This window comes from Bacillus sp. GMs2/2 (assembly GCF_050172095.1).
GTDB lineage: Bacteria > Bacillota > Bacilli > Bacillales > Bacillaceae_G > Bacillus_A > Bacillus_A cereus.
Map to the genome: position 1 here is coordinate 1 of NZ_JBNLYE010000311.1, position 4,740 is coordinate 4,740.

The following is a 4,740-nucleotide window of genomic DNA, read 5'->3' on the forward strand; positions in this document are numbered from 1 at the left end:
TTATCTGTGCAAATTACAGCGGTGAATAAGTTTATAGACTGCAAAAAAACAAGAAAAAGCAAAACACTAAGTGCTTTGCTCCTTATAAAATTCCTTTTAACTTTTCACCAATTAACCTCGCTACATACTCATAGCCTTCTGGTCCAAAGTGTAATCCATCTTTTTCACCATTTTCTACAAATCTTTTATAATCCCGTTCTTGAATCATTTCAGCGAATACGTTTAGAAAATAACTTCCTGTTTCCCTCGCCACTTTCTCCACCACGTCTGCATACTGACCAAGCACTCTATTTGTTCTATTGCGCTGTCTTTCTTCATCAACTGGTGCAGGACTAATCAGTAGTACTTTATCTGATGAAATATGGTTCACAATCTTCTCTAAGTTTTCTTTATATGCTTGTAATGACACTTGAGAAAAAGAAACCGCATCATTCGTACCAAGAAAAACTGTTACGAAATCTGGTTTATATGATATTACATCTTCTTCAATCCTATTTAACGCATCGAATGTATTATCCCCTGGACACCTGCATTCACTACTTTCCACTTCGGAAACATCTCTTGCAAACGTGGTGTTAATCTCGGCATTCCATCAAAAAATGTTTCATCAGCTGTAATACTATCTCCAAAGCATACTAACGTTTTCATTAAGCTACTCTCCTTTTACGTATGAAACAACTTTCCTTCTATTGCTTTTATATATCTTTCAGCAGAACGTTCAACTGCCTCATCTGCATTTTCTTTTACTACTCGATGAAAAGCATTGTATAAACGATTAAACTGTAACGACTTCACTCGGTTCACCATTTCTTCCACTTTTCTCGCTGGTAATGGAATTAAGTTTGGATAGCTATACATAAAACTTACCCACCGCTCATCCGCTACAACTTGAATAATATCACCTGTTAACAAAATCCCTTTTCCATCATTACCTTCTTCCCAATGCAATACAGAACCACCACTAAAATGTCCTCCAAGACGATGTACAGTAATCCCATCCGCTAATTGTAAAGACTCACCAGACCAATAAATAATACGACTACTTGGGCGCATCACCCATTCTTTATCATCTTCGTGTATATAAATTGGTACATCAAATGTCTCTGCCCATTCTACTTGCGTTGAATAATAATGAGGATGAGACAATGCAATCGCATCTAATCCACCAAGCTCTTTTATTTTCGCAATTGTCGTTTCATCTAAATACGTAATACAGTCCCATAGTAAACGATATAACTCTGTTTTCACTATAAATGCCGTTTGACCGATCGCAAATCCTGGTTTTGTCGTAATACTATAAAGTCCATTTTCCTCTTCGATTATTACATTTTTATATGTATCATCTGTTTGCAAATTTTCTAAAGTCGTCCAAGACTGCCCTTTCGGATTCACATATTGCCTCTCTTCATCACAAATATGACAACTCACCGGTTCCTCTACACTCGCTGCATACTGCACACCGCACGTTGTACAAACGTAATTTTTCATCATAATTCCCCCTATCCCTATATTTTTATTAAACTGATTTTTGTTGATAATAATCTACTTTTTTATTTTCAATTAATAAACTTATAAAAGTAAGTAAATAAACAACTGTAACTGACAATGGAATTACAGTAAATCCTTTTTGGCTTCTGCAACATTCATCTCACTATCTCCCCCAAAATATTTGTACTATAAAGTCACCTCAACCTCGTCCATCCAATAACGCCAAGCTGCTAAATAATCTTCTAAATCTTTCGGGTGGTGCCGTAAACATGTATCTATACGCAAATATAATCCTATGACTATTTCTTCATATAAATCACGGTCTTTTTTATAAAATACACATTGTTTCATCGCATAACCAATCGTTTCTTTTGTTAAATCTTCCGGAGTTGAACAGAACGCATAAATTAAATCATATATAGGATCTCCTAACACTGGTAAAGGATCAATTACACCGTGCAGTTTATTCTCTTGAAATATAAAATTATGAAATCCAAGATCACCATGCAATAAAAATGGCTGATTTATTCCAGTCCCCCTACTTGGACTATTTGCTAACTTAAAAACCGTTCTATACTCTTCCTCACTTATGTAACGTCTTACATTTTCATGAGCTTCCATCACATTTGTCGTTAAAAATTCATTCCAAGATTGAACTGGGCTTTCTTTCCATCCCCAGCCATCAACCTCTGTAGCTACTTCATACTTATTGATAACTTCCTTTACAAGTTTACTAAGAACACTCCGTTTATGGCCTAGTTTGCAAGAAGTTGTGCCCTCAAGGAATGAGTAAACAATATAGCGATTTAAAGGTTCCTTATATAAAAGCTTTGGAAATAATTCGTCCTTTTTATAAAACTGAAGAAAATAAGCTTCTTCACGTATGACATCCGATTCATTCAACTTTATAACGTATTGTTCATCTAACAAATATATAGTACTTGTCGTTCCCACGTTTAATGCTTTTACGCTATTTGGATAATGTGAAATAACTTTTTCCTTAACTAGTTGTGCAGTGATTATTGAAATGTCCATTCTCTCACCCTTCAACTCCGAATATTTCCTTAATTCAAAAGACAACTTTACTATCATTTGACAAACAAAAGTAAAATCCTTTCAATCGCCCTGATATAACAAACAACAATTTTATTTTATTACAATGACTTTCTTCAATATTCCATTTATGATAACGTGATTTTATCACTCTAAATGCTCTTCATATACTCTAATAATTTCTATTGCAGGGTCTCTGTCTTGTAATTTATGAGCCAAACTTTCTACACCAAACACTTCTGTAAACGTATGACTACCTACAATTAAATTAATTCCTTTAAATTTCGCATGTTGCACTGTATATAATGTTTTTTCACCTGTTATGTACGTGTCACATCCTTTTTCTAATGCACGTTCAATCAAATTTGTATTATTTCCTGCACCGGTTAAGATTGCAATCCGTTTTACTGGTTTATCGTGATTTCTCCAGCTCTTCACTTTCTCTTCCATTTTTTCTTCAAGTTTTCCAACTAAGTTTGAAAAAGGAATGGCTTCTTTATATTCTCCTATTCCTGGTAGTTCTTCTTCCTCATAGGTTGAATATTCCAGTATTGTATCTATCCTAATTTCGTTAAATAACGATGTACACGTGCCAAACTTTACAAAATCTAACGGCAAATGAATCCAAAAATGATTCATTTCATATTGCTTCAATTTCTCAATACAAGCCTCTTCCATACCAAATAAAAAACTCCACGGCGCATGATGTGTAACTATCATATCGACTCCATTTCGATACGCTTCTTCAATAGTTTCTAACGTTAAATTTGTTGTGTAACCGATTTTGTGAAATTCATCTTTACTTATATAAGTAAAACCATATTCATCATCGCCATATTTATGAAGATGCTCTCCAAATAGTGATGTTATATGTTCATTAAATTGCTTTATATTCATTTTTATTTCTCCTTTCATTTACTTTTATATTTCATAAATAAGGAAATACTAAATTACAACGTTACATACATATAGGAGGACAATATGAAACCTGAATTTTTAAAAGCTGTACATGATGCAATCGGAAATGTCGAACACATTCATATAGAGGAAAGCGGTGCTGACAGCTTACTTATTCATCATGATGATGCACAGCAGTTACAACAAGTTGCTAAGGCGTTAGAAAATAATAATTTCCGCTCCGCTTTAAGAACAACTGGAAATGCTTCGTACATTGAAGTATTGAACAGATAATGAAAGTCCGGATGTATTCCGGGCTTTCTTTTTATCCCGCTATTCACCGGGCAGTAAGACCCCCACTGATTAAAGTTTCACTTTATATTGAAACTTCAAACTCTTTCACATACACCGCTGTTCCAGCAATATCTATTTGTAACTTTTCGTTTTCTATCCCTTTCGTTACATAAACAGTTACACGACCATCTTTATTTATTTCCTGTCCTTGCTCAACGATTAAACTCAATTCATGTTCAAAACCTTTCTCTAAATACTCCGCATAATACGCTCCCATTACACCTGAAGCTGTTCCTGTCACTGGATCTTCAATCGTCCCAGCGTAAGCTGATGAAAAATGACGGCCGTGCATTTGTGCTATTTCATCATAAGTTTCTAGACAAATTGGGTGAATAGAAGCATTAGGTATTTCTTTTAATACTGATGGAAATGCAGCATTATTAGGTTTCATTCTCTCACATGCATTAAGATTTTTAATCGGTACAATTACAGTCCAATTACCAGTACTTCCATATACAATCGGTAAACTTACATCTAAATCATTTATTTCTAAACCGATACTATGAGCTAATTCTTCTGCTGAACCTGTAAATTCTTTAAACTGAGGTGCTGCCTGTCTCATTTTAATAAAGGTTTCTCCATTTTCATTTACACCTATTTGTATCGGTAAAATCCCAGCCTTCGTTTCAATCATAAGGTTACTTTTCTCTTCTAATAAACCTTTTTCGCGCAAGGCATATATCGTCCCTACTGTCCCATGACCACATAACTCCATTTCAAAACCAGGTGTAAAATAGCGCATTCTTATATCTCCTACTTCTGAGGAAAGAACAAAAGTTGTTTCGTTATATCCAACTTTTTCAGCAATAATTTGCATTTCCTCTTCCGTTAATCCATCTGCTTCTAATACAATACCTGCTGGATTTCCCTTATTTGGTTTATTCGTAAATGCGTCGTAATGAAATACGTTTATAGTCTTCATTTTCTTTTCCCCTTATTTGTCCATTT

At 34.5% G+C, this 4,740-nt stretch carries 5 protein-coding genes and 2 pseudogenes; 1 reads left to right on the forward strand and 6 read right to left on the reverse strand.

Annotated elements, in window-relative coordinates:
• Positions 1-82: 82 nt before the first annotated feature.
• From ACQGS6_RS23135 to ACQGS6_RS23155, 5 genes and pseudogenes are all read right to left on the reverse strand, one after another.
• Positions 83-648 (reverse strand): annotated as a pseudogene (locus ACQGS6_RS23135) (SGNH/GDSL hydrolase family protein).
• A gap of 15 nt (positions 649-663) precedes the next feature.
• Positions 664-1,491, reverse strand: coding sequence for an MBL fold metallo-hydrolase (locus ACQGS6_RS23140; RefSeq protein WP_084796631.1), 828 nt, complete (start codon positions 1,489-1,491; stop codon positions 664-666).
• Positions 1,492-1,516: 25 nt separating this feature from the next.
• Positions 1,517-1,633, reverse strand: a pseudogene (locus tag ACQGS6_RS23145) (DUF7010 family protein); the annotation flags it as partial.
• Positions 1,634-1,674: 41 nt separating this feature from the next.
• Positions 1,675-2,523, reverse strand: coding sequence for an aminoglycoside phosphotransferase family protein (locus ACQGS6_RS23150; protein WP_426965667.1), 849 nt, complete (start codon positions 2,521-2,523; stop codon positions 1,675-1,677).
• Positions 2,524-2,688: 165 nt separating this feature from the next.
• Entirely contained in the window at positions 2,689-3,438 is a 750-nt protein-coding gene (locus ACQGS6_RS23155) for a Nif3-like dinuclear metal center hexameric protein (protein WP_001022449.1), read from the reverse strand.
• 84 nt (positions 3,439-3,522) lie between these two features.
• On the opposite strand from ACQGS6_RS23155, the gene ACQGS6_RS23160 reads away from it, so the two are divergent.
• Complete coding sequence (locus ACQGS6_RS23160; protein ID WP_000801651.1) at positions 3,523-3,732, forward strand: hypothetical protein; 210 nt, start codon at positions 3,523-3,525, stop codon at positions 3,730-3,732.
• A gap of 82 nt (positions 3,733-3,814) precedes the next feature.
• On the opposite strand, the gene ACQGS6_RS23165 is transcribed toward ACQGS6_RS23160, so the two are convergent.
• Entirely contained in the window at positions 3,815-4,714 is a 900-nt protein-coding gene (locus tag ACQGS6_RS23165; protein ID WP_000849328.1) for a PhzF family phenazine biosynthesis isomerase, read from the reverse strand.
• Positions 4,715-4,740 lie beyond the last annotated feature (26 nt).